Genomic DNA, 23,208 nt, shown 5'->3' on the forward strand with positions numbered 1-23,208 from the left:
CGGGTGACTCGATCTTCGACTTGCTCAGCGGCGCGCTGGCCGACACGACGTGGCGCGACCGACTACCTCGGCGACCACCAGACCAAGCTCACCCGATCGTTCCACCCGAAACTGTGGAACCAGCCCGACGGCGACGGCCCCCGCCACGACGAACCAACTCGCCAGGCGCTGGCCGAAGCCGTCGCGCTCGTCGAGTACGGCCGCAGCGCAGATGCCCGCCGCACACTGGTTCGCATCGCCACGAACGAACCCACGATGGCCGAAACATGGCTACGCACCCTCATCACCCAACTGAAATAACGCCAGACCGCGGGCGACGGTTCATGACGGGCACGTAGCGGCGGGACTGCGGCTGACGGGCCCTCCGGCTCCGCATGTCACCGTCACCACCCGGTCGCGTCCTCGGCCAGTACCCCCAGAAAACGTGTCGATCAGCCCGCTCCTGTCCGCCAGCCCGTGAACGCGGTCCGGGGCGTCACAGAACCCGATCAGCGCGATCCTGCCCGAACTCGTCAAGGCGGCATGACCGCGTCGAACAGCAGACCGATGATCCAGGCGATGAACTTCTCGGACACCGCGCCGACCAACAGGCGGCGCACCACCTACTCATTGGCAATCATGGCTGGATGACCGGCGGCACGACCACGACAACGTCGTGACGCCGGCTGCCGCAGAGGTCTTGACGCCGAAGCCGGGAGCAGGAAGGAGGATGATGGGCACCTCGTACACGAGCTATGGCCAGCTCGGGTTCTGGTCCCACGACGACACGGTCGAACTCTGGCTGTACCTGCTCGTCGCGGGGATGAGCCGTACTGCCTCTTTCTGGATGAGTTGAACGCGTCGACGCCGGAGGTGCAAAAGGCGTTCTACTCGCTGATTCTCGATCGGCGGATCGGCAGTTACGAACTGCCGGCGGGATCGATCGTGATCGGCGCGGGCAACCGGTCCACGGATAACGCGTTGGCTCGCCCGATGGCCTCGGCGCTGGTCAACCGACTGGTACACGTGCATCTACGCGCCGACGTCGACGATTGGCTGGCCTGGGCGCAGGCCGCCGGTGTCCACCGGTGGGTCGTCGACTACCTGTCCGAGCGCCCGGACCAGTTGTGGGTGAACCCGCCCAAGGTCGAGGAGGCGTTCTCCACCCCACGCAGTTGGCACATGCTCTCCGACGCGCTGGTCTCGTACGGCGACGGCATCGACGAGCAGACCGTACGACTGCTGGCGAGCGGCACGGTCAGCCCCGCACACGCAGCCGGGTTCTGCGGGTACGTGAAGATCGTGCGGCACCGGTATGGGCTGGACGCGATCGTTCGTGGGGATGCGGGATGGCCTGCCGCCGCGACGGACCGGGATCTGTTGTATTTCCTGGCCGAGGCGTTCCGGTCCCGCTTGGTGAAGGATCTGCCGGCAGGCAAGGAGCACGCGTCGCCGGGTTTGCGACAGTTCGCGCACCGGGCGAAGGCACTGCTGGTGGAGCTGGCGGAGATCTCGCTGGAATGCGCCCAGATGGTGATCGCCACAGGCGAGGACGGCACGCCTGTGCTGCCGGCCTGGTTCCTGGTCGAGGTCAGCCGGGACCTGCCTCGGCTCGTCGCCTCGCGGACCTGAGAACGGCCACGTCATGGCGCGCAAGAAGCAGACACAGATCGACCCGAATCAGGCTGCGTTCAGCGCGGCATGGCAGCAACTGGCCGCTCATCCGATGTTCCGGCCCATGCTGAGGTTCCCGGTCGGGGCTTGGCAGCGGGCTGGCGCGAGCGCGGTACTGGTCGACGACGGCGGGTTGGTCGCGACGAAGGCGATCGCCCGGGTCGACTCCCAAGGCCGGATCCGGGCGAGCCAGGCGTACCGACTGGACGAGCACGAGTGGACCTGGGTATTGGCCCACTGCCTTCTGCACCTCGGATTTGGCCATCTGGCATCGGACCGCTACGCCCCCGACGCCGCGTACGCCAGTGTGGCCTGCCTCGCGGTGACACGGTTCCAGCGGGCGGTCAAGCTGGGCACCGAGCCGCTGCTGGCGCCGTCCGAGTTGCCGAGCGCGGACGAGGCGGTGCTGCTACGGCAATGGCGCGAGGCCGGCGTACCGGCACAGTTGGCCAACTGCGGCGCCGGCGGCAACGCCTCGGACCTGGTCGCAACGGAAGGACACCTGGTAGGCCCGGTCGGGTTGAGCCTGCCGGACTGGCCGGCACAGTTCGCGTTGGGGCTGGCGGCAGCGGCGACGGCCGCCGTCGACGTCGCCGGCGGTGCACGCACCTCCCTGACCGACTCCGCCAGCCGCCGCCAGCCCTGGGATAGGGCGATGAGCTGGTTCCTGTCGTCATATCCGCTGCTGGGCGCGCTCGCGTCACGATTCACCCTGGTCGCCGACGCCGACTACGACCGACTCGCCAAGGACATACGTCGTCTGCGCAAACTCGCCACGCTCCGCGGTACTGGCCTGGGCGATGTGCTCGGCGAGTCGCTGCCGTGGACCGGCAGCCCGGGCCGCGGCGTCAACTTGGACGACTTCTACCGGCGAGCGCTGCTCGACGGTTACACGTACCACGAGCACGAAGGACGAGGGCACCTGCCGGCCGGCCTGGTCGCCGAGATCCGGGTCCTGCAACAGCCTCCCCTGCCCTGGGATGCCCAACTGGCCCGCTGGTTCGACGAGCACGTGCCGTCGCCGCAGCGCGCCCGCTCGTACGCACGCCCGTCCCGCCGCCAGGCCAGCACGCCGGGCATCCCCCGGCCAGGTTGGTACTGGCCGCCGGAGCCGGTGACCCGGTGCACTTTCGGCGTCGTGCTCGACACGTCCGGATCGATGAACCACGAACTGCTCGGCAAGGCGCTCGGTGCCATCGCGTCCTACTCGGCCGCGCGGGACGTGCCCGCCGCCCGGGTGGTGTTCTGCGACGCGTACCCGTACGACGCCGGCTACCTGCCGGTCGAGGAGATCTCCGGCCGGGTACGCGTGCGTGGCCGCGGGGGCACCCTGCTACAGCCCGGCATCAACCTGCTGGAACGAGCACCGGACTTCCCGCCAACGGCGCCGATCCTGGTCATCACCGACGGGTACTGCGATGTCGTACGCGTCCGACGCGAGCACGCCTTCCTCGTACCCCTAGCGGCTCGACTGCCGTTCACGCCACGCGGACCGGTCTTCCGTCTCCGCTGACTGATCGCCGAGCAAGCCACCACAGGCAACGACCAGGCGCCCCGCAGACTCCCTCGGGAACCGCTCATCTACCGATGAGCTCGGTTGTCCAGGCGGCCGAGTATTGGACCGGCGAGCCCGTGGCAAGTGTAGAACATCTTGTTCTACACTTGCTGCATGGAGCGCATCGGCGTGCGAGATCTCAACCAGAACACCAGCCAGGTCCTGGCCCGGGTGAGCGGTGGCGAGACCATCGAGATCACCGACCGCGGGCGCCCCGTGGCCCGGCTCGTGCCGGTGGACGACGACACGTCCACGCTGGCCAGGCTGGTAGCGGCCGGCCGCGCTGCCGCACCCAGCAGCACCGGCCCCGTCCCGCTCCCGCCCAAGCTCGGCGACCCCACCGTCGACACGGCAGCAGAAATCGCCGCCATGCGCGACGAGGAACGCTGGTGATCTACCTCGACTCCGCCGCCGTGGTGAAGCTCGTCCGCCAGGAGGAACACAGCGGCGAACTCGTCGACTGGCTCAACGCCCACCAGGGCGTTGCACTCGTCTCGTCAGCCCTGGTCGAGGTGGAGGTACCCAGAGCGCTGCGCCGCTCTGCCCCACAATCCCTCGTCGGCGTACCCGCCGCCATCGGACGACTCTTCCGCCTGGAGATCGACGCCACCATCAGAGCCACCGCAGCCGCCTTCCCCCAACCGACACTACGAAGCCTCGACGCCATCCACCTCGCCACCGCACAGGTCCTCGCCAACGAATCCGGAGCCACCCTCACCGCCTTCGTCACCTACGACCAGCGGCTACTCGCCTCCGCCGAAGCCGCCGGACTCCCCACCGCAAGCCCTGGACAAGCCAGATAATTGCTCAGCTGGTTCCGGCCGTCCAGATACCAGTACGGCCAAAGACGTAGAGATCTTGATTCTCCGTCACGAGAACGCGGTCCTTCGCCGACAGCACCCGGCGCCGCGGCTGGACTGGGCCGACCGGGCGCTGCTCGCCACGCTGATCAGGCTCCTGCCTCGGGTGTTGACGGCGCATCAACTCGTCACGCCGGCCACGGTCATGCGTTGGCATCGGCGGCTGGTCACCCGCCACCGGACCCATACCCACCGGCCCGGACCCCCACCCATCGACCCAGCGGTCGCCGCCTTGGCCGAGCAGATGGCCCGAGACAACCCCCGCTGGGGCTACCAGAGAACCCAAGGCGAACTGCTCGGCCTCGGCCACCGCGTGGGCCCCTCCACGATCCGCCGGATCCTCAAACGCCTGCGCATACCACCAGCCCCGGCGCGCCGCGACCACACCACCTGGCGAAAGTTCCTGTCCGCCCAGGCGCCGACCATGCTGGCCTGCGACTTCTTCCATGTCGACTGCGCGCTCACCCTCACCCAGCTGTACGTGTTCTTCGTCCTCGAAGTCGGCAGCCGCTACGTCCATTTCCTCGGCGTCACCGCCAACCCCGACGGGACCTCGACCACTCAGCAAACAAGGAACCTGCTCATGGACCTCGGCGAACGAGCCGACCAGTTCACCGTCCTCATCCGCGACCGGGCCGGACAGTTCACCCAGGCCTTCGACGCCGTCCTCGCCGACGCCGACATCACCGCCTGCAAGATCCCACCGCGCAGCCCGCGCGCCAACGCGTACGCCGAACGGTTCGTACTCACCGCCCGCACCGAGGTCACCGACCGCATGCTCATCCTCGGCAAACGACATCTACGCCGAACACTCGGCGAATATGCGCGTCACTACAACGGTCACGGGCCCCACCGAGCCCTGCAGTTGCAGCCCCCGCGCTCCGCCCGACCCGTCATCGACCCGACCCACGAGCGGATCAGACGCCGCCCCGTCCTCGGCGGAAAAATCACCGAGTACGAACGGGCCGCATAGATACCCAGGTCACCACCGGATCAGTGTTTCGGAACCCCACAACCTCTGCCGTCTCGGCGACACGCGCACGCGGTGGTGGTCCGGCATCGTCGGACAGGGTAAGGAGAAGTCGTGAAGATCGACGTGACTGACCACTTCGTGCATGTCCGGGGCGCCAGCGAGCACAACCTGAGGAACGTCGACGTCGACATTCCACGGGACGCGATGGTCGCCTTCACCGGGGTCTCCGGTTCGGGCAAGTCCTCGCTCGCCTTCGGCACGCTCTACGCCGAGGCCCAGCGACGGTACTTCGAGTCCGTCGCGCCGTACGCCCGCCGGCTGCTGCAGCAGGTCGGTGCACCGCACGTACAGGAGATCACCGGGCTGCCCCCAGCCGTGGCCCTGCATCAGCGTCGCGGGGCGCCCAGCTCGCGGTCGACCGTCGGCACCATCACCACGCTGTCCAACCTGCTGCGGATGCTCTACTCGCGCGCCGGGACCTACCCGCCGGGGGCCGCACGGCTGGATGCCGAGGCGTTCTCGCCCAACACCGCGGCCGGCGCCTGCCCGCGGTGCCACGGACTGGGTGTCGTTCACGACGTCACCGAGGACCTGCTCGTCCCGGACCCGTCGCTGAGCATCCGCGACGGCGCGATCGCGGCATGGCCGGGCGCCTGGCAGGGCGCCAACCTGCGCAGCATCGTGAGCGGTCTGGGGATCGACATCGACAAACCGTGGCGCAAACTCAGGAAGAAGGATCGGGACTGGCTGCTCTACACCGACGAACAGCCGTCCGTCCTCATCAAGCCCGAGCGTGACCGCATCGACTACGGCTACTACGGGAAGTTCTGGAGTGCCCGCAAGCACGTCATGCACGTCCTCGCCGACTCCAAGAGCGACCGGATGCGCGACCGGGCGATGCGGTTCGTCCGCAGCGTGCCCTGCCCCATGTGCCACGGCAGCGGCCTGCGCCCGGAGGCGCTCGCGGTGACCTTCGCCGGTCGCTCCATCGCCGAGGTCAACGCGACGCCCCTCACCGAGTTCGTAGCGCTCCTGCGGCCCGTCGCGGGGCTGTCCGAGGCCGGAGCCGCCACGTCGACCGCCCGGTCCGGGGAGACGACCGAGGTCGCGGTCCGGATCTGCGCCGACCTGGTCGCACGCCTCGAGGTGCTGCTCGACCTCGGCCTGGGGTACCTCAGCCTCGGGCGCCGCTCGACGACGCTGTCTCCCGGCGAGGCACAGCGCCTGCGAATCGCCACCCAGCTGCGCTCGGGGCTGTTCGGGGTCGTTTACGTGCTCGATGAGCCCTCCGCGGGCCTGCACCCGGCCGACGCGGAGCCGCTGTTGGACGTGCTGGAGCGCCTGAAGGCGGCGGGCAACTCGCTGTTCGTCGTGGAGCACGACATGGACGTCGTACGACGGGCGGACTGGGTCGTCGACATCGGCCCCGGCGCGGGCGAGGGCGGCGGACGTGTGCTGTACAGCGGTCCGGTCCCCGGCCTCGAGCAGATCAAGGAGTCAGCCACCAGCCGGTACCTGTTCGGACGCGCCAAGCCGCTCGACCATCGCCCCCGGACGCCGCAGGGCTGGCTGCACCTGCGCGGCGTCTCCCGCCACAACCTGCACGACGTGTCCGTCGACGTACCGCTCTGCGTACTGACAGCGGTGACCGGGGTGTCCGGCTCCGGAAAGTCGACGCTGGTCACGCAGGTGCTCGCCGAGGTCGTGCGCAGCCACCTCGGGCTGGCACCCGAAGAGCCCGACGAGGCTGAGCTCGAGGTCGACGTGCAGCACGCGTCGGGGCTCGAGTCGTTCGACCGGCTGGTCCGGGTCGACCAGCGACCCATCGGCCGCACGCCCCGGTCCAACCTGGCCACGTACACCGGGATGTTCGACGCGGTGCGCAAGCTGTACGCGGCGACGGACGAGGCGAAGGCGCGTGGGTACACGGCCGGGCGGTTCTCCTTCAACGTCCCGGAGGGGCGGTGCGAGACCTGCCAGGGTGAAGGGTTCGTCACGGTCGAACTGCTGTTCCTGCCCGGGACCTACGCACCGTGCCCGACCTGCCACGGCGCGCGGTACAACGCAGAGACGCTCGAGGTGACCTACCACGGCAAGAACATCGCGGACGTGCTGGCGATGTCCGTCGACGACGCCGCCAAGTTCCTCACCGACGTCCCGGCTGCCTCCCGGAGCCTCGAGACGCTCCGCGAGGTGGGGCTGGGGTACCTGCGGCTGGGACAGCCGGCGACGGAGCTCAGCGGTGGTGAAGCCCAGCGCATCAAGCTGGCCACCGAGCTGCAGCGAGCCCGCCGCGGCCACGCGCTCTACCTGCTCGACGAACCGACAGCGGGGCTGCACCCTGCGGACATCGCGCTGCTGCTGCGACAGCTGCACCGGCTCGTCGACGCCGGCAACACGGTCGTCCTGGTCGAGCACGACCTGGACGCGATCACCACCGCCGACTGGGTCATCGATCTTGGCCCGGGCGGCGGAGACGCGGGCGGCCGGGTCGTCGCCACAGGCCCTCCCACCAAGGTCGCCAAAGCCAAGGGCAGCGCCACCGCGCCCTATCTCGCGTCGCGGCTTGTGCGCTCCTGAGCGGTCACCGCGCGCCTCGCGGCTTCTTATCTACTGGTGCTACGACCGCAGCCCGGCCAGATGAGGGCGAAGCTGACCGATCCCGGGCCGCGCGACGTGGGCCTGGGCGCAAACGAGCCGCTTCGACAACGAGGTGTGCCTACGCTGAGCCCGTGACGGAGGCAGATCCGCTGGAGGTGGCCGCCTGGCAAATGGCGGTCGGAAGACTCGCATCCGATGATTTGCCCGAGATCGCGACCGAGGCGCTTGTCCGGGGTCTCGATAGTCCTACCCTCCGCGTTCTCGCCGGGCAGGCACGGTGGGATGTCCGAGACTCGTCGGACCTGTTCCGCGTTGCTCTGGACGAACTCGGCATCGAGCTTCCCAATGCTGACCAGGCGCAGTGGCACCTAACCCGTCGTACCGCGGGCGAAATCGTGGCCGGACGTATCACGGCCGCTCGCGGAGCCAACGAGCTCTGGCTGGCGTATCAAAAGGTGCGGGACAACGGGGACCTGCGGATCTTTGTGGGCTTGGCGTCAACGCTGGACGATCACCCCGAGGACGCGGAGCAACTCGAGGCCGACATAGTCGCGGCTGCGCGAGAACTGCTGGATCGGCCAGCACCTCGACGCTGGATCAAGCTAATGGCCGCTCGGGGACGATCTCCGCTCACTCAGACGATGGGTCCCGACGACATCGAGGTTGATCCCGAGGCTCTGCGACTCAGCGACCGCCTGCGTTCCGACCTCGCGCAGTGGAAAGCCTATTTCGAGGCCATGCTGTCGGGTTGGCCAGCGTCGGGTGGATTCGATTCGGAACACGACGCCGAGAGATTTGTAGCCGCCGGCCAGCGACTCGTCTTGCAACTTCAAGACGAACTCGGAGCCAGTTACCACGTGGAGTACATGCCAGAGCCAATTCGTTCCCCGGGAGTGAAACTGCGCGCGCGGTCGAACCAGTAATCGACCGCTCATCGGCATGACCGCGCGACTTGTGGCAGATCCGGACGTTGAGCGTTGGCCTAGATCGAGGAGATCATGCGGATCGGTCGGCCTGCGCATCCGGATCCCGGAAGCGTCGAATAGGCGATCGGCTACTGAACGCGTCTCATGTAGGGGCGTGTCTAGGCGGTGAGGGGTGTACGGCGGGCCGTGACCTTGCGGTAAGCAATTCGCCAGCCGCCAGGTCCGCGTTGGACGATGTCGTCATACACGACGCTGCCGCTTGACCCGTCAGCTTGAATGCCGATGCCCTTAGACCGCACCTGTACGGCGTGTTCGTCCATTTCGGTGAGGATGACGTTCGTGACGTGATGGCCAACTGGATTGCGGTCGCCCAGGGCGATCGCAGCATCGCGTATCGCCTCTATCCCCTGTAGTGGGCCGAGACCGAAGTCTCCCAAGTCATAAACGACCTCCGGAGAGAACAGCTCGTCCAGCCGGTCGAGTTCACCTGCATCCATCAGGTGCCCATGCAGAGCGATGAGATCGTTGATCGCGATCCGGTCTTCAGCTGATATCGCCATCCCAGGCTCTCCCAACCTCTTGTGCCGACCGATCGCCTGTGATCATTGCAGATTCGCTTCTGCGCGGGCTTGGCACGAGGAACTGTCCGAGCGCTGGACCTCGCGACCGCCCCCTTACGAGGTTGTTGGTGCAACCCTGCGCAGCGGCTGACCGTGCCCGAGATCTGCCGCCTGTCTACCAGGTTGCTTGACGCCCTGGGCACGGCCGCAGACATGTATTGCACTGATCTACCGGGCGTTGCGGCACCAGAGGCGGCCCTCTACCGGCGACGCACCGGATTCGGCGCCGGCCCGTAGCTGCGGTTTACGGCTCACCCAGACGGCGCCACAGGGCACGGGTGTGCACCAGGGCGAAGCCGAGACGTTGCAGGTTGGCCTGGCTCGGGGAACTGAACGCGGTGGTCACCACCACCGACTGCCCGGACATCGCCGCTGCATCCTGCAGGCGACGCCGGATCAGGGCGCTTTGGCATCCGTGGCCCCTCATCCCGGGCAGCGTCGCGGCGCCGGCAAAATAGCAGTGCTGTCCCGTCGTGTAGAGCCCCGCGGCTGCGGCCGGGCGCCCGTCGAGATAGGCCAGGTACCGGCGCAGGTGCGGCGACCGGTGCTCGATCGTCATCATCGCTCGCTGGATCTGCGCCGCCGGCCCACCCAGCTCGTATCCCTCGAACAGGGTGTCGAGGTACACCGTGTCATCGCTCTCGACCTCGCGCACCTGAACGTGCGGATCCGGGGCGTTCGCCCACGAGGAGGCGTCCACCGGGGCGACGAGCGTAGCCCCCACCTCCGCCGCATAGAAGCCAGCCCCGGCCAGATTCCGGCCCAACCGTGCCGAGGCGTCACCCGCCCACACCTCGATACGGGGCGGCACGCCCGCCTGGGCGAAGAAGTCACAGATGGCTGCTAAGTGCCCGGCGTCGTCCAGGTTGAAGCCCCGTGCCTTGTTGTAGGCGGGGTGCCCGGGAAGTGCAGCCAACCGGGTCACGGTGGTGCGTCCGAAGCGACCTCGCGCCGCACCCAAGCCACAGTTCCGGCCAGCTCGCGCGAAGTCGCCGTCCAGCTTGTCGGTGATGACCGCCTCAATCGACTCAGCGCGCTGTCCCACACCGGTCATCCTGCCCCACATGGCATTACTGAGCGATCGCCACCACCGATCCGCGGCAGCGCGAGCTCAGATCACGAACCGAGGGCGCCGTGTTAGCCGTACTCATCCGGCTGCGATTACACCAACGACCTCGTACGGGGGCGACCGCTGGGCTTGATCATCGCGGAATGCATGGTGCTCGGATCAAGTGCAACGACTGCTCGCTAACGCACTCTTCTCGACATGACCGTGCACCGTGGCCAGCACTGCGAACGCGCGACCCGTGCACTGTCGATGAGCCAATCGCGGCCCTCAACCGAGCTCAGATCGCGGATGTTGTGCGACATCGAGCACCGGATCCATCAGCCGACGTTTCTCAAGAACGCCTTCGCGCTGGTCGCGCCAATGTGGTTGGTCTGGCGTCAGTCGGTGAGGCCGGCAATGGCTCGCAGCGCCACGACATGCTTCTCGTACGCCGCTATCCCTTCGCCGGTCAGTGACAGCCAGGTACGCGGTCGCCGGCCGACGCGCCCCTTCTCCACGTAGACGTAGCCCGCCTTCTCCAGCAGTGCGACCTGCTTGGAGAGCATCGCGTCGCTGATCTCCACACTGTCGCGCACCGCGGCGAACTCAGCGCGCTGAACGCCAGCGAGCGCGGCGACGATCGAGAACCGGACCGCGTGGGTCAGCAGCTCGTCCAGATCGCGGCGCGGATGGGTGAGGTCTCCCGCACGCCCGCCATCGCTGTCGCGTCCGTGGCTCATGCGCGCCGCTCCCGCAACGCTCCGATGAGCATGGGCAGTGCGACTATTGCGCCGGCGGGCAGCCAGTATGCCAAGTCCCCCACTGTCTTGTCGGTGCCCAGTGCCAGTGCCACGCCGTAGAAGGCAAAGCTGCCGGTCCAGTACGGGCTGATGCGCTGGCGTGTTCCGGCAAGGTGGGCGAGGCGGCGGCGCTCCCACACCGTCATGGCCACGGCCAGCGCCACCCACGCCACGAAGACGGCGCTCTTCAACAGCTTCGACTCGGTGAGGCCGACGGCAGCCGTGACCAGACCGATGCCAACCCCGAAGACGGTGAGTTTTGTGCTCGCCCAGCGCGCCCGTGTCTGCAGCCGTTGAGACGCGCTGGCGGCGGAGCGTATCGCGTCACGGGCAGCTTCGGGTGTCATCTCGTCATGCATGCGTACCACTCTGGCATCTACTTTCCACATTGGCAAGTAGATGCCAGAGTGGATAATTACATCGACTGACACGGTGAGCCGATGCAAGGCGCACTCTGGAGCCCTTCACGACGTGCGCGCAAAGATTCCGCAGTGCCAACGCGCGCGCCGCGTCAGTGCGGCGGATGCTGCATGTACTCGCTGGTGGCCTGCTGGGCCGCGCACCCACCCTCGCCAGGCTCGAGCTGCACCGATTGGGGGCGCCAGACCCTAACCCCTGTCGGCGTGCGCAGCGCCATGACGCAGTCGTAGCGCCCGCCGTGCAGCGCCACGGCCACCCCGCCCGAGTACGCCGTTACGTCGCGGACGATTCCGGACGGCAGGGTGAGCGCGGCCACCGCGGCGCGGACCTTGGCCTCGTCCACCGGCGTGCTGGCCAGTGCCGTCTGGAGGGTCTGGTCGGTGTCGCCGGGTAGCGCCGGGTCGACAGGCGTGTTGATCGGTGCGTTCCCGGGGCAGGCGACCGAACCGCGCACGGTCTGCCCAGGATCCCGGTTCCAGACCAGCCGGTAGCACACGGGCACGTCGACCCAGCCGTCCGCGTGCTTGTCGCGGCCCATCTTCGGGGCCCGCCCGTGCACTCGGATCACGAGCGTGACGCCGTCGTCCGCGTTGCGGTAGGTGCCGTGGACGCTCATCACGTCGACGCCCTTGATCTGGCTGGCGGCGTGCAGGTAGTCCGGCGCGCGGTAGACCGAGTGCCGCTCTATTTGGTCGGCCGCCTCGCGCGCGTGCTGGTCGGCGTCGGCCCTGCCCTGCGCGGTCGCGTCATAGGCCGGCTGCTCCGCCGCGAAGTGCCCGCATCCGGCCAGTGCCGTGCACACCAGTGCCGTGACCATCGATACCCGGCACACCATTGCCCATGCGGGGGCGCCCCGCCCGCCCACCGTTCCCCGTGGTTGCATGGACATCATCCTGGCGGCATCGCGGCGGATGCGCTGCCCCGGCCGGTGTCACCAGCAGCGCACCACCTACGCACCACGGCGATGTGAGCTATCCACCCGGGCAGCGGGTGTCTCCGCCGCTGCGCTCGATGCTCTTCCACTGCCCGCTGTCGCGCTGGATCCGCCTTGCTGACCGCCCACATTCCGCCCGCGGTGGCGGGTAACGCTTCGTTTGGAGCGGCGGCCCTCACTTGGCTGTACTGATTCAGCCTCGGTAGTGCTGGATCGGTCGCGGACGTCCGATCACCCTCCGATCACCACGGCCCCGCCATCGCGTTGCGTAGTCCGCCGCCGAAATCGCTGGTCCTGCGACCGATGCAAGCCAGAACGCCAGGCGTGTTCTGATTCGTAGCCCGGGTAGTGGTGCGCTGCTCCTGCGCTCACCCCGGCCCGCTGCCCACGCCTGCTCAAAACCGTCGTGGACACGGCTATTGTCCGGTCAGTACGCGGGCGGCACGGTGGCCAGTGCGTCGGGCGAGGGCGACGTGCTGGGGCGCCGCACCTCCAGGCTTGCCTGGCGGATCATGGCCAGCAGCCAGCGGTGACCGGGGTCGAGTCGATGGCTGGGGTGCGACCAAGCGGCCTCGCGGATCGACGGCAGCACGACCGGCAGTTCGACCCGCCGCAGGCCCTGGGCGGTCAGGTCGCCGACCACCATTTCGTGGGCCAGTACGAGCAGGTCGGTGCCGGCCACCATGCGGTGCAGCATCGTCAGGCTTTGGATCTTCACGGTGCTACGTCGGTCAATGCCCAGGGCCGCCAGTGCGGCATCGATCGGCGAGGTCAGCGGCGGCCTGCGAAACGACACCACCCAGCGCGCCGCCGCGACTTCGGCCTTGGTCAGGGTGTTGCCGACCGCGTGATTGCCCTGCGACGTCACGCAGACCCATCGATCCTCGTAGAGGTCGGCGCCGTCGATTTCGGTGGTGCTGGTGAACAGGCCGCGCGGCAGGATCAACACGTCGACGTCGCGTACCGCCGCCGGCGGGTCGAAGAGGAAGCGCGGATCCACCGGCTGGAGATCAAGGGTGACCGCCGGCGCCGCCGCCGTCACGGCGCGCACCAGGGCGGGGCCCAGCAGGTATAGCACCGAGTCGGAGCACTGGATGGTGAACTCACGCTCGGCCCGTTTCGGGTCGAAGCCGGGGCGGGCGCTGAGCACGAGTTGCAGGTTCGCGACGGTTTCCGCGACCTGACTACGCAGCGCCTGAGCCAGCGGGGTGAGCTCGTAGATCGTGCCTACCCGTTCGAGAAGCGGGTCGTCGAAGTGCCGGCGGAGCCGGGCGAGAGCGGCGCTGGCGCCGGGCTGGCTCAGGCCCACGCGTTCACCGGCGCGGGTCACGTTGCGCTCCTGCAGGAGGGCGTGCAGCACCACCACCAGGTTCAGGTCGAGGCTCGGCAGTTCCACTCAGACCCCTCGCGTTTCTTTCGTGCATTTCGTCGGCCACAGGGCCGCAGTCGCACGTTAGCGCGGCTCGCAGCCGGATGTCCTGCGTCGATGTCACGCGAGCAACCCTGCCAGACATAACTGCGCCCTATGGCGAGCCATATCGAAGCGGCGTTTCCCAGGTGTGACGGCCGTCGCACATGCTGGGCCGGACCCCCACGAAGGAGGCAGGCCGAGGTGGAAGAGAGCACAACCAGTACCGGGCACCGGTCGATCGAGCACGCGGGCGCCTGGGCACTCGCGCACGTCCGCCACCGCGGCCGTTCGTTCCCCGCCCTCGTGCAGCACAACCGGGTGCTCGACCTCTCCACCCGGGACGAGGTCGGCCGCCCGGCCTCGCCCAGCGCGCTGTTACAGGACTGGGATGCGATGCTCCCGAAGCTGGAGCGGCTAGCCGAGACCATCGGCGACTGGATCGACCTGGCCGGGCTGCAGGTGCTCAGCCCGGTGGAGCCCCGGCAAATCTTCCAGGCCGGCGCCAACTACCGCACGCACGTGCTGGACCTGGTCGTCGCTCACCACGACGGGGCCGACGGCCGTACGCCGGAGCAGGTTCGGGCCGACGCCGCGGCGCACATGGACGAGCGGCTCGCGTTGCCGCCGTTCGTGTTCCAGGGCCTGCCCACCGCGATCTGCGGGCCCTTCGACGACGTGATCCTCCCGTACGGCGCCGAGCAGCCCGACTTCGAGCTGGAACTGGCCGCCGTGATCGGCCGGACCGCCCGCCGGGTGCCGGTCGACCAGGCCCTCGACTACGTCGCCGGCTGGACCATCGTCAACGACATCACGCTGCGCGAGAAGGTCTTCCGCAAAGACTCACCCGGCCTCGGCGCGGACTGGCTGGCGTCGAAGAACCACCCGACGTTCCTGCCGGTCGGCCCGGTGCTGGTGCCCCGGGACGCGCTGCCCGACCCGGGCGACCTGCGGGTGACCCTGCGCCTCAACGGCCAGGTCATGCAGGACGCTTCGACCTCCGAGCTGATCTTCGACGTGGCCCGGCTGGTGGCTCACTGTTCCGAGGTCGCCACGCTGCTGCCCGGCGACCTGCTGCTGACCGGCAGCCCGGCCGGCAACGGCCTCGCGCACGGCCGCCTGCTGCGGGCCGGCGACCGGATGGACTCGACGATCTCCGGACTGGGCGCCCAGTCCAACCTCTGCATCCCGGAAGCATCGGAGGGAACCGCATGACCGACCGTCTCATCACTCACTTGCGCCACGTCGACCTCGCCGTGCCCGACTACGCCAGACAGCTCGAGTTCTACACCACGCTGTGGGGCCTCACCCCGGTCGCCGAGGACAAGGACGTCGTGTTCCTGGCGGCCGAGGGATCGCCCGAGCAGTACGTGGTGCGGCTGCGTAAGGACACCGACAAGCGGCTTGACCTGATCTCATACGGCGCGGCCTCCCGCGACGACGTCGACACCCTGGCCGAGCGGCTCGGCACCGCCGGCGTTCAGCTGGTCAGCGAGCCGGACCGGCTGCAGACCGCGGGCGGCGGCTACGGCTTCCGCTTCTTCGACATCGACGGCCGCACCATCGACATCTCCGCCGAGGTGGAGAACCGGGTGCACCGGCGGATCGAGGAGAAGGAGGCGATCCCGGTACGGCTGTCGCACGTGGTGATCAACTCGCCGGACGTGACCCGTACCCAGTCCTTCTATGAGGAACATCTGGGCTTCGCGCTGTCCGACACGCTGATCCATCCGTACGTCGGGGAATTGATGAAGTTCATGCGGTGCAACCCCCAGCACCACAGCCTGGCGATCGCGAAGGCCCCGCACACCTCGGTGCACCACGTTTCGTTCGAGATGCGCGGGCTCGACGAGTACCTGCGCGGCACCGGCCGGCTGCTGCGGGCCGGCACCCGGATGATCTGGGGGCCCGGCCGGCACCTGGCCGGCGACAACACCTTCAGCTACTTCGTCGACCCGCACGGGAACACCGTCGAATACACCACCGAGCTCGAACTGCTCGACGAGGACAGCTGGCACCCCAGCCTGCACGACGTCAGCGACCCGAACGTGCAGGATCAGTGGGGCACGGCCAACCCGTTCGACGAACTGGTCGGCCAGGAAACCTTCAACGACCCCGACCCCGGCTGCTTCGTCGCGCCGCCGCTCTGAGGAGGTTTCTGAGATGACCGCTGTGCGTAACGTTCTGGTAATCGGTGCCGGCGCGGCCGGCACCGCGACCGCCATCCTGCTGGCAGAAGCGGGAGTCGCCGTCACCCTCGTCGAGATCAACCCGTCGGTGTCCGCGCTCGGCTCCGGGATCACCCTGCAGGCCAATGCCCTGCGCGTGTTGCGCCGGCTCGGCATCCTCGACGACTGCCTGGTCGAGGGCGCGGACTCGGCGCGGGTGCGGCTGCGGGCCCCGGACGCCGACGCGACCGTGCTCGCCGTGATACCCGAGAAGCTGCCGGAAGGCGTCAACCTGCCGCCGGCCATCGGAATGTACCGGCCGACCCTGGCGAACCGGCTGGTCGAGCGGGGCCGCGAGGTCGGCGTGACGTTCCGCTTCGGCACCACGGCCGACACCTTCGAGCAGGACGCCGACGGCGTCGACGTGACCTTTTCGGACGGCAGCCACGGCCGGTACGACCTGGTCGTCGCCGCCGACGGGGTGCGCTCGGCAACCCGCGCCCGGCTCGGCGTGCCGGCCACCATCGAGCCGCTCGGGATGGGCATCTGGCGCGTCTTCGCGCCGCGGCCCGCCTCGGTCGAGACCGGCGAGCTCTACTACGGCGGCGCCTGCTACATCGCCGGCTACACCCCGACCTCCACCGACACCCTGTACGCCTTCCTGGTCGAAGACGCCCAGGACCGCAGCGGTCTGACGGCCGCGGAAAAGGTCGACGCGGTGCGCACGCTCGCCGCCCACTACCACGGCCCGTGGGACGAGATCCGCGAGTCCATCGTCGACGGCGACGGGATCCACTACACCCAGTTCGAGAAGCACCTGCTCGACGGCCGCTGGAACCACGGCCGGGTCGTGTTCATCGGCGACGCCGCGCACACCTGCCCGCCGACCCTCGCCCAGGGCGCGGCGATGGCGTTCGAGGACGCCCTCGTGCTCGCCGAGCTGCTGGTGGCCGCCGACCGGGTCGACGACGAGCTGTGGGACCGGTTCCACGAGCGGCGCCTCGACCGGGTGCGGGTCGTCGTGGACGGCTCGGTGCAGCTCGCCCAGTGGCAGCTCGACGGCGTCCGCGGTGACCTGCCGGGCCTGATGGGCCTGGTCGCGGCCGTCACCGGCCGCCCCGCCTGACCCCTGACCAGAAAGAAGCTGTCATGAGTAGCACCCCGCCCACCGTCGACCTGCACGCCCATGTGGGCCTGCCCGAGGTCGACGCCCTGCTCGCCGACCAGCCCGGCCTGGCCGAGCAGCGGCGCACCGAAGCGGCCACCCTCGGCCCGGCCTCGCTGGCCTACAACATCCGCCAGCTCGCCGATCTCGGCCCCCGCCTGACCGACCTGGACCTGCGGCTCGCCGCGATGGACGCGGCCCGGGTCGACGTGCAGGCGGTGAGCCCACCCCCGGTGACGTTCGCCTGGGCCGCCCGGGAGCTGTCCGCCCGGGTGGTCGCGACGACGAACGAGGCCGTCGCGGCCTACTGCGCGAAGGCCCCGAACCGGCTGTGGCCGGTCGGCACGGTCGCCCTGCACCACCCCGACCTGGCGGTCGCCCAGCTCACCACGGCCGTGCGCGATCTGGGCCTGCGCGGCGTGCAGATCTCCACCTCAGCCGGGCCGGGCCGGGAGCTCGACGACCCGGAGCTGGCCGAGTTCTGGGCGGCCGCCGAGGAGCTGAGCGCCGCGATCCTGATCCACCCGTGGGGCTGCACCCTCGGTGAGCGGCTCAACGCGTACTACCTGTTCAACACCGTCGGGAACCCCACCGAGACGGCGCTCGCGCTGTCCCGGCTGATCTTCTCCGGGATCCTCGAACGGCATCCGGGGCTGCGGGTCTGGTCCGCGCACGGCGGCGGCTACCTGGCCTCGTACGCGGTCCGCGCCGACCACGCCTGGCACGCCCGCGAGGACGCGCGCACCACGCAGGAGCCGCCGAGCGCGCTGCTACGCCGTACGTTCGTCGACTCGCTGGTCTACGACCCGGCGCAGCTGCGGCACCTGGTGGCGGTGATGGGCGCCGGCCAGGTGACCCTGGGCAGCGACTACCCGTTCGACATGGGCGTGACCGACCCGGTGGACCGGCTCGAGGCGGCCGGTTTCGACGAGGACGCCATGGCGGCGATCCGCGGCGGCAACGCGCTGCGGCTGCTGGGAGTGGCCCGATGAGGATCGCCCGCCGGCAGACCTCCGACGGCCCGCGGCTCGCCGCGCTGGCCGGCGACGACCTGGTCGACCTGGACACCACGGCCGACCTGACCGCCCTGCTCGCCGATGACGGCGCCCTGGCCGAGGCGGCCGAGACGGCGCTCCGGCTGCGGCGGCAGGTGACCCCGATGGCCGAGGCGGAGCTGTTGGCCCCGCTGCAACCGGCCACGTTCCGCGACTTCTCGACGTTCTACGAGCACGTCAACGGGATCTCCGGCGGCCGAGTTCCGCCGGAGTTCTTCGAGATCCCCACGTTCTACTTCTCCAACCCGTACGCGATCACCGGCCCGCACGCCGACATCGCAGTGCCGCCCGGCAGCACGCTGTTCGACTTCGAGCTGGAGGTGGGCGCGGTGATCGGCCGGCCCGGCCGCGACCTCACCGTCGACGAGGCCGGCGCGCACATCGCCGGGTTCGTCATCGTCAACGACTTCTCCGCCCGCGACACCCAGTTCCACGAGATGCGCATGGGCCTCGGCCCGGCCAAGGGCAAGGACAGCGCCACCTCGCTCGGCACCCTGTTCGTCACCGTCGACGAGCTGGCCGAGCACCGCTCCGGCCTCTCTTATGACTTGCGGATGGAGGTTCGGGTCAATGACCGGCTGATCGGCGGCGACACCCTGGCCAGCATGTCCTGGACGTTCGAGGCGCTGGTCGCCTACGCCGCCCGGGGCACCGAGGTCCGCCCCGGCGACCTGCTCGGCTCGGGCACCTGCCAGAACGGCTGCCTCGCCGAGCTCTGGGGCCGGCACGGCCGCGACCACCTGCCGCCGCTCGCCCCGGGCGACGTCGTCACCACCACCGTCACCGGTCTCGGCGAGACCCGCAACCGCATCGTGCCAGGCCCGGCCGCGCACCCGATCGTCCCCTGGAGAACCGCATGAGCTCGCACGCGCACGCCGAAACGCTGGGACCGGGCCGGACCGAGGAGGTCGCCGACGGCGTCTTCGCGTTCATCCAGCCGGACGGCAGCTGGATGATCAACAACGCCGGGTTCCTGCCGGCCCGGGACGGCGTCGCGGTCATCGACGCGGCGTCCACCGAGCGGCGCACCCGGGACCTGCTCCGCGCGATCGCCAAGACCAGCCCCGCCCCCATCCGTACGCTGGTCAACACACACAGCCACCCCGACCACACCGCCGGGAACGGCCTGTTCGGCACGGCCACCATCGTCGGCCACGAGAACGCCCGGCGGGAGATGGCAGAGCTAGGCCTGCCCGGCAACGGGCCGATCTGGACCCCGGTCGACTACGGCGACCTCGAACTCGCGCCGCCATTCCTGACCTTCACCGACCGGCTCACACTATGGGCCGGCGACCTCGAATGCCGGCTGCTCTACTGCGGCGGCCCGGCCCACACCAAAGGCGACGTCGTCGCCTGGATCCCGGACCGCTCCGTCCTGTTCGCCGGCGACCTTGTCTTCAACGGCGGCACCCCGTTCCTGCTCTCGGGCTCGGTGCTCGGCTCGATCGACGTCCTGGAGAACTTCGTCAAACCCCTCGGCGCCGCCACTATCGTGCCCGGCCACGGCCCGGTTTGCGGGCCCGAGGTAATCGACGACGTCCTTGACTACCTGCGGTTCGTCGACGGTCTCGCCGTCGAGGGTCTCGCCGCCGGCGTCACCCCGCTGGAACTGGCCCGGGCCACCGACCTCGGCAGGTTCGGCGACCTCACCGACCCCGAGCGCATCGTCGGCAACCTGCACAGGGCGTACGCCGACCGCGGAGGCGCCCCAGTCGACGTGCTGAGCGCCCTCACCGAGATGGTCGCGTTCAACGGCGGCCGTCCCCTGACCTGCCTAGCCTGACCTGCTGAAACCCCAACCCGCCGTCTGGTGTGCGTGCCACACGCACGCTATCCGACACGCCCGAAAAGAGGTCCGGCATTGCAGCCCACCGAACCACCGCCGACCCCGCCATGCACAAAGTCAGCCAAAAGCTTCGGGGCCGCCCAGGTGCGATCGCCCGCCACACCTACCAGGCGGGCCGGCAGACCGCCGCCGGTGCCTGAGGACTTCCGCCAACTGCCCGTAAGGGCGGACAGCGACATTCCAGCCGGCCCGCCGCCGTCCACCAGCCCAGTGGCGGCCGCGCCAACCGGCTCGGCGCCCGTTATCAGCCGGGTGACGGTGCTGGCGGACGGGCAGGCGACAGATCTTCTGGTCACGAGCACCGACTGGATCCTCGACGCCGTACTGGACGCCGGCGTCGATGTGCCGTACTCCTGCGGCGGCGGCATGTGTGGGGTGTGCCGAGCGCTGGTCCGCGAGGGCGATGTCGACCTGCGTGCCAACTACTTCCTCAGCGCTTCCGACGTCGCGCGCGGCTACGTACTTGCCTGCCGTACTCGGTCGGTCAGTTCCGCTATCGTCATCGACTTCGACGCCTGATGCAGCTGCACTTTCTGGTGGAGGTCCAGGGGCGCCGTTGCGTTGTGGGATCGATGGACGCGTTGAACCTGCCTCGGTCTGGGGTCAGATCGCGTAGGCGGGTTCGGTGAACGCGGCGGCGACCCGCGTCCTCGGCGGGGCATTGACGGCGAGGCCGGGAACCGGAACCCGGTGAACGCCGACTGCGGCGGCAGCCAGGAACGAGGACGGGTCGACAGCTTCACCGGTCAAGCCTGCCTCGAACGTGCAAACGCTCAATGCAACAGCGCCCTCTGAGGTGGTCTCCGGAGCGGTGGACCACAGCGGTGTCGATCGGTCCCGCTGCTACGGTGCCCGTGTGGGACGCGTGGAGATCGATTTCGGTGTGACGAGGCAGCCAGAGGTCACCATTGTCGAAAGTGCCGTCGCCACCACGATGACGAACATTGTGGAGGTGTACGGGCCGCTGCGTGGACGCCTGCCGCAGGCGATCCAGCGCCGGGCGCGGTCCCTGAGCACCAGCATCGACCTGCGACCGTTGTCGGTACTGTTCGGCCGGCGGGACGGTTGGCAACTGCCCGACAACCTTCTGCCGGCGGGCGGTGCGAGCATCGAGGCCGAGTTGGCCCCGCTACGCGTGAAGGCGGGCGCTCTGGCCGAGCAGATCGCGGCCACGCATCCGCACGGCGTGCCGCTGGTGCTCCGTCCGTGGGTGGATCGTCCGCGGCAGACGCTGGACGCCTACATCGCCGCCTTGCAGCAGTACCACGACGGTGTCATTCGGGCGCTCTACCCGCAGCTACGCAGCCGGCTGCGTCGTGAGGTGGCTGCGTGCGAACGGGCACTGGACGACCAACCCGGCATGTCCCTGTTCGCGCGCCTGAATCCGCGTATCGACCTGAGTACGGTCGGACGGTTGAGGGTGGAGACCCCGGACCCGCCGCCCGGAGCCCCGCTGCACACCCGTCGGATGGTCCTCACGCCGATGGTCAGTGACGTGCGTACGCTTTGCCGCAACGGGTACGGCCGCAGCGGCTACGACCAGATCTTCCTGGGGTATGCGCCGCCCGGTCTCGCCGTCTTCTCCGACGAGGCGCGGCCTCGCGGCTCGTCGGATCCGCTGGCCTGCCTGATGGGGGCCTCACGCGCGGTGATCCTTCGGCAGTTGGAGCGCGCTGCCACCACCACGGAGCTCGCGGCGGACGTGGACCTCAAACCGAGCACCGTCTCGCACCATCTGGCCGCGCTGCTCGACGCCGACCTCGTCACCGCCAGCCGGGTCGCCAACACCGTCTACTACCGCTTGACCGACCGCGGCTGGAGCGTGCTACGCCTGTACGGCAGCGAACCGTGACGGGGGTAGCCCGCCGCCACTCGGTGGTGGCGGCGGGCTACCCCCGTCACGCCGTCGTATCGACCGCGCTGGACGGTGGCCCGTCACCGCCAACGTTGGTGGCCAGGGCGAGAGGCGCGCGCAGTGAAAAATTGCCAGCACGAGCACAATAGTCTGCGCCGTAAAGAGCCCACAGGTTCAAGACCCGCACCGAGAGTGGACGGGGCAAGCGCAGCGAGCCCGACGGATGGCTGTACCAAGTCGCTGACAGCCAGGTCTGCGGCCCGCCGGAAGTTGACGACCATCGCTATCCGGTTTCTGGTCCGTAAAGGATCCGGGTGGCCGACCGTAGTGTCGGCCACCCGGATACCGAACTGCTCCGACTCAATGTCCTCCGGCTGCGACGAATGCCTCAATTCGCCAGGTGCTCAGGAGGCCGCATCGCGAGCTTCAGTCGGGACGGCCACTATTACTTAGTGGAGTTCGGGCTGAATCCATAGTTTACGTTGTAACCGTCCACGACGACGACGGCGTAGGTGTAGTAAGTGCCCTTGGACATCGGGGCACTGATTGCACCGTGACGTCCCGAGTAGCATCCGTCCTGCCTCTTAGCCACGTCACCGCCGCCGAGGCTATCCTTATTTAGCGAGAAGTAGATGTAGCAGCTGCTGCCAAGGCTACCCCGAGCATTGACGTAGACGTCACCGAAGACCGTGGCGCCGTTGTCCGAACTGCAGACACCGATGTTCCAGCCGTTGCGCACATAGGTGCTGCAGCCACCTCCCGCCGCGCTCGCCGGCGACGGAGCAACTGCGAGTCCAGTCGCAACAACGGCGGCAGCTACGGCGACACGAGTGACCATCTTCCGCAAACTCATTCATCCTCCCCTGTTCCATTTGCCGATATATAAGTAACGAATGTCAATCTGCGCCGCGGGACGCCAGCACGAACGACAGATTTCGGGTGGCCAACGAGCGCGACGCATGTCCCGCGACAGCGTCACACGGGTGAGCGCGGAGCCGGGTCCACATTCGACGATCGTCGAATGTCGTTGCCCCGCAGGGCCAACCGGCCCGTATCTTGATCACCACCGCGGTTCCGCTGTGGGCCCACTCAGGGGAAGAACAGCGAGGCTGTTGACACTCAACACCTCAACAACGTGCCACCGCCTCACAACACAGATCGACGCTCGTTATTTCTACATCGGTAATGGAACAGGGGAGGATGAATGGGTTTGCGGAAGATGGGCACTCGTGTTGCCGTAGCTGCCGCCGTTGTTGCGACTGGACTCGCAGTTGCTCCGTCGCCGGCGAGCGCGGCGGGAGGTGGCTGCATTGACTATGCG

At 68.8% G+C, this 23,208-nt stretch carries 23 protein-coding genes and 1 pseudogene; 16 read left to right on the forward strand and 8 right to left on the reverse strand.

Annotated elements, in window-relative coordinates:
* Positions 1–3 precede the first annotated feature (3 nt).
* The 8 genes and pseudogenes from Pme01_RS11720 to Pme01_RS11755 all read left to right on the forward strand — a co-directional run bounded on the left by Pme01_RS11720 (position 4) and on the right by Pme01_RS11755 (position 8,565).
* The gene (locus Pme01_RS11720; RefSeq protein WP_203935554.1) at positions 4–300 is read left to right on the forward strand and encodes a hypothetical protein; all 297 of its coding nucleotides are present in this window, start codon (positions 4–6) and stop codon (positions 298–300) included.
* A 462-nt stretch (positions 301–762) separates the two neighbouring features.
* Positions 763–1,611 (forward strand): annotated as a pseudogene (locus Pme01_RS11725) (P-loop NTPase family protein); the annotation flags it as partial.
* Between the two features lie 106 nt (positions 1,612–1,717).
* Positions 1,718–3,166, forward strand: a complete 1,449-nt coding sequence (locus tag Pme01_RS11730; protein WP_420850509.1) for a vWA domain-containing protein — start codon at positions 1,718–1,720, stop codon at positions 3,164–3,166.
* A gap of 156 nt (positions 3,167–3,322) precedes the next feature.
* Entirely contained in the window at positions 3,323–3,601 is a 279-nt protein-coding gene (locus Pme01_RS11735) for a type II toxin-antitoxin system Phd/YefM family antitoxin (RefSeq protein ID WP_168115337.1), read from the forward strand.
* Entirely contained in the window at positions 3,598–4,011 is a 414-nt protein-coding gene (locus Pme01_RS11740) for a type II toxin-antitoxin system VapC family toxin (protein ID WP_168115336.1), read from the forward strand. The genes Pme01_RS11735 and Pme01_RS11740 overlap by 4 nt, the downstream gene beginning before the upstream one ends.
* A gap of 55 nt (positions 4,012–4,066) precedes the next feature.
* Positions 4,067–5,041, forward strand: coding sequence for an integrase core domain-containing protein (locus Pme01_RS30905; protein ID WP_239088174.1), 975 nt, complete (start codon positions 4,067–4,069; stop codon positions 5,039–5,041).
* Positions 5,042–5,152: 111 nt separating this feature from the next.
* Positions 5,153–7,621, forward strand: coding sequence for an excinuclease ABC subunit UvrA (uvrA, locus tag Pme01_RS11750; protein WP_168115335.1), 2,469 nt, complete (start codon positions 5,153–5,155; stop codon positions 7,619–7,621).
* Between the two features lie 152 nt (positions 7,622–7,773).
* A complete protein-coding gene (locus tag Pme01_RS11755) occupies positions 7,774–8,565 on the forward strand; it encodes an immunity protein CdiI family protein (protein WP_168115334.1) in 792 nt (263 codons plus the stop codon).
* A 161-nt stretch (positions 8,566–8,726) separates the two neighbouring features.
* On the opposite strand, the gene Pme01_RS11760 is transcribed toward Pme01_RS11755, so the two are convergent.
* The 6 genes from Pme01_RS11760 to Pme01_RS11785 form a co-directional block, all read right to left on the reverse strand.
* Positions 8,727–9,128 (reverse strand): nuclear transport factor 2 family protein, encoded by a 402-nt coding sequence (locus Pme01_RS11760; RefSeq protein WP_168115333.1) that lies wholly within the window; start codon positions 9,126–9,128, stop codon positions 8,727–8,729.
* A gap of 304 nt (positions 9,129–9,432) precedes the next feature.
* Positions 9,433–10,233 (reverse strand): GNAT family N-acetyltransferase, encoded by an 801-nt coding sequence (locus Pme01_RS11765; RefSeq protein WP_168115332.1) that lies wholly within the window; start codon positions 10,231–10,233, stop codon positions 9,433–9,435.
* Positions 10,234–10,634: 401 nt separating this feature from the next.
* Complete coding sequence (locus tag Pme01_RS11770) at positions 10,635–10,976, reverse strand: winged helix-turn-helix domain-containing protein (RefSeq protein WP_168115331.1); 342 nt, start codon at positions 10,974–10,976, stop codon at positions 10,635–10,637.
* Positions 10,973–11,395 (reverse strand): hypothetical protein, encoded by a 423-nt coding sequence (locus tag Pme01_RS11775; protein WP_168115330.1) that lies wholly within the window; start codon positions 11,393–11,395, stop codon positions 10,973–10,975. Before Pme01_RS11775 ends, Pme01_RS11770 begins: the two co-directional genes overlap by 4 nt.
* Positions 11,396–11,547: 152 nt before the next feature.
* Positions 11,548–12,273 carry a hypothetical protein gene (locus Pme01_RS11780; protein WP_168115329.1) on the reverse strand — a complete coding sequence of 242 codons (726 nt, stop codon included), beginning with the start codon at positions 12,271–12,273 and terminating at the stop codon, positions 11,548–11,550.
* Positions 12,274–12,817: 544 nt separating this feature from the next.
* Positions 12,818–13,786 (reverse strand): LysR family transcriptional regulator, encoded by a 969-nt coding sequence (locus tag Pme01_RS11785; RefSeq protein WP_168115328.1) that lies wholly within the window; start codon positions 13,784–13,786, stop codon positions 12,818–12,820.
* A 216-nt stretch (positions 13,787–14,002) separates the two neighbouring features.
* Between Pme01_RS11785 and Pme01_RS11790 the strand changes: the two genes are divergently transcribed.
* From Pme01_RS11790 to Pme01_RS11820, 7 genes are all read left to right on the forward strand, one after another.
* Positions 14,003–15,013: a fumarylacetoacetate hydrolase family protein gene (locus Pme01_RS11790; RefSeq protein WP_203935555.1), complete on the forward strand. Its 1,011-nt coding sequence runs from the start codon at positions 14,003–14,005 to the stop codon at positions 15,011–15,013.
* Positions 15,010–15,948 (forward strand): VOC family protein, encoded by a 939-nt coding sequence (locus Pme01_RS11795; protein ID WP_168115326.1) that lies wholly within the window; start codon positions 15,010–15,012, stop codon positions 15,946–15,948. The genes Pme01_RS11790 and Pme01_RS11795 overlap by 4 nt, the downstream gene beginning before the upstream one ends.
* Positions 15,949–15,961: 13 nt before the next feature.
* Positions 15,962–17,092 carry an FAD-dependent monooxygenase gene (locus Pme01_RS11800; protein ID WP_168115325.1) on the forward strand — a complete coding sequence of 377 codons (1,131 nt, stop codon included), beginning with the start codon at positions 15,962–15,964 and terminating at the stop codon, positions 17,090–17,092.
* Positions 17,093–17,115: 23 nt separating this feature from the next.
* On the forward strand, positions 17,116–18,123 hold the full coding sequence (locus tag Pme01_RS11805) for an amidohydrolase family protein (RefSeq protein WP_168115324.1): 1,008 nt from the start codon (positions 17,116–17,118) through the stop codon (positions 18,121–18,123).
* Entirely contained in the window at positions 18,120–19,046 is a 927-nt protein-coding gene (locus tag Pme01_RS11810) for a fumarylacetoacetate hydrolase family protein (protein ID WP_168115323.1), read from the forward strand. The genes Pme01_RS11805 and Pme01_RS11810 overlap by 4 nt, the downstream gene beginning before the upstream one ends.
* Complete coding sequence (locus Pme01_RS11815) at positions 19,043–19,969, forward strand: MBL fold metallo-hydrolase (protein WP_168115322.1); 927 nt, start codon at positions 19,043–19,045, stop codon at positions 19,967–19,969. Before Pme01_RS11810 ends, Pme01_RS11815 begins: the two co-directional genes overlap by 4 nt.
* A gap of 195 nt (positions 19,970–20,164) precedes the next feature.
* A complete protein-coding gene (locus tag Pme01_RS11820; protein ID WP_168115321.1) occupies positions 20,165–20,551 on the forward strand; it encodes a 2Fe-2S iron-sulfur cluster-binding protein in 387 nt (128 codons plus the stop codon).
* 84 nt (positions 20,552–20,635) lie between these two features.
* On the opposite strand, the gene Pme01_RS11825 is transcribed toward Pme01_RS11820, so the two are convergent.
* The gene (locus tag Pme01_RS11825) at positions 20,636–20,782 is read right to left on the reverse strand and encodes a hypothetical protein (RefSeq protein WP_168115320.1); all 147 of its coding nucleotides are present in this window, start codon (positions 20,780–20,782) and stop codon (positions 20,636–20,638) included.
* A 106-nt stretch (positions 20,783–20,888) separates the two neighbouring features.
* Here Pme01_RS11825 and Pme01_RS11830 point away from each other — a divergent pair, with 106 nt between their 5' ends.
* Positions 20,889–21,884, forward strand: coding sequence for an ArsR/SmtB family transcription factor (locus Pme01_RS11830; protein WP_168115319.1), 996 nt, complete (start codon positions 20,889–20,891; stop codon positions 21,882–21,884).
* A 448-nt stretch (positions 21,885–22,332) separates the two neighbouring features.
* Here the strand turns inward: Pme01_RS11830 and Pme01_RS11835 are convergent, their stop codons facing one another.
* Complete coding sequence (locus tag Pme01_RS11835) at positions 22,333–22,740, reverse strand: hypothetical protein (protein ID WP_168115318.1); 408 nt, start codon at positions 22,738–22,740, stop codon at positions 22,333–22,335.
* Positions 22,741–23,208 lie beyond the last annotated feature (468 nt).

The organism is Planosporangium mesophilum (assembly GCF_016863255.1).
GTDB classification, from domain to species: domain Bacteria; phylum Actinomycetota; class Actinomycetes; order Mycobacteriales; family Micromonosporaceae; genus Planosporangium; species Planosporangium mesophilum.